We start from the raw sequence: 1,487 nt of genomic DNA, 5'->3' as shown, positions 1-1,487 counted from the left end.
ACCGTGAGCTCCGCGCCGTCCTCGAACGACAGGTTCTCGATGCGGCCGACGGCCGCCAGGTCGACCGCCGCACGCTCGATGAGCGCTCGGTCTTCGGCCGGCGCCTGCACGACGGCACGCGTCACGGGCGTCTTCTGCGAGGCCTTCGCCGCGGTCTTTGCGCCGCGGATGCCGATGAGTGCCTGCCCCACCGCGCCGAGGAGTCCGGTCGGCTCGGCCTGCGTGGGCAGCTCGGCCACGGTCGGCCAGGAGGCGCGGTGCACGCTGGTCTCGTGGGTCCAGGCCCACACCTCCTCCGTCGCGAACGGGAGGAACGGTGCGAGCAGGCGCAGCAGCGCGTCGATGGCGGCGCGGAGCGCGAGGACCGCGCTCGCCTGCGTCTCGTGCGTCGCGTCGGACGCGGTGCCGTACGCCCGCTCCTTGACGAGCTCGAGGTAGTCGTCGCAGAAGGTCCAGAAGAAGCGCTCGATCACCTCGAGGGCACGGGCGTGGTCGAAGGCGTCGAACGCCGTGGTGGCCTGGTCGATGACCGACCCGAGCTCGGCGAGCACGTCGACGTCGAGCGGCTCCGTGACGCTCGTGGCGCCCTCGGGCAGCGGGAAGCCGTAGACGAACTTCGCGGCGTTCAGGACCTTGATCGCCAGCCGGCGGCCGACCTTGATCTGCTTCGGGTTCTGCGGGTCGAACGCCGCGTCGGTGCCGAGTTTCGACGAAGCCGCCCAGTAGCGGACCGCGTCGGCACCGTGCTGCTCGAGGATCGACAGCGGCGTGACGACGTTGCCCTTGGACTTCGACATCTTCTTGCGGTCGGGGTCCACGATGAAGCCGGAGATCGACGCGTGCTTCCACGGCACGGTGTCCGCTTCGAGCTGGCTGCGGAGCACCGTCGTGAAGAGCCACGTGCGGATGATGTCCTGCGCCTGCGGGCGGACGTCGTACGGGTACACGAGGTCGTACAGCGCCGGGTCGGTCTCCCACTTGCCCGCGAGCTGCGGGGTGAGCGACGAGGTGGCCCAGGTGTCCATCACGTCCAGCTCGCCCTGGAACCCGCCGGCGACGCCGCGCTGGTCCTCGGTGTAGCCCGGGGCCGGCTCGGACGCCGGGTCGACGGGGAGCTGGGCCTCGGTCGGGACGATCGGCTGGTCGAAGACCGGGTTGCCGTCACCGTCGAGCGGGTACCAGACCGGCAGCGGCACGCCGAAGAAGCGCTGGCGCGAGATGAGCCAGTCGCCCGACAGGCCGCCGACCCAGTTGTCGTACCGGACGCGCATGAAGTCCGGGTGGAACGCGATCTCGTCGCCGCGGCGCCGGAGCGTCGCCTTGAGCTCCTCGTCGCGGGCGCCGTTCACGATGTACCACTGGCGCGTCGAGACGATCTCGAGCGGCTTGTCGCCCTTCTCGAAGAACTTCACCGGGTGGGTGATCGTCTTCACGTCGCCGATCAGGTCGCCGGACGCGGTGAGGGCGTCCACGACGACCTTCTTGGC

General features: G+C 70.4%; 1 protein-coding gene. It reads right to left on the bottom strand.

Features of this window, described 5'->3' with window-relative positions; all coding sequences use genetic code 11:
* A partial coding sequence (locus I5E_RS12250; protein ID WP_022907240.1) for a class I tRNA ligase family protein occupies positions 1–1,487 on the bottom strand: 1,487 nt, incomplete at both ends.

Origin of the sequence: Curtobacterium sp. B18, assembly GCF_000333375.1 — a bacterium.
GTDB lineage: Bacteria > Actinomycetota > Actinomycetes > Actinomycetales > Microbacteriaceae > Curtobacterium.
This window is presented reverse-complemented; position numbering and strand designations above follow the sequence as displayed.